Genomic DNA, 267 nt, shown 5'->3' with positions numbered 1-267 from the left:
CGCGTGGCAGCGAAGGCGTGGCCTGTGCGCAGGCGAACACCGGTGGCGCCCGGCTCACCGCCGCCGACATCCACCAGACCACGCTCTACCTCAGCCTGCTGGGCGTGCCGCCGAAGCGCGATTTCGACAATCCGCTGGAGCAGGATGCGCAGGCGCGGGCGCGACAGTTGCGGGTCAAGCGCGGCGCCCAGATGTTCGAGGCCGCGCGCTGCGGCACCTGCCATGCACCGGAGCTGCGTACCGGGCACCACCGCTTCGTCGAACTCC

At 71.5% G+C, this 267-nt stretch carries 1 pseudogene; it reads left to right on the top strand.

What is annotated here, in order from left to right:
• Window positions 1-267, top strand: a pseudogene (locus OH705_RS27580) (di-heme oxidoredictase family protein); the annotation flags it as partial.

The organism is Pseudomonas sp. BJa3 (assembly GCF_026343815.1).
GTDB lineage: Bacteria > Pseudomonadota > Gammaproteobacteria > Pseudomonadales > Pseudomonadaceae > Aquipseudomonas > Aquipseudomonas soli.
This window is presented reverse-complemented; position numbering and strand designations above follow the sequence as displayed.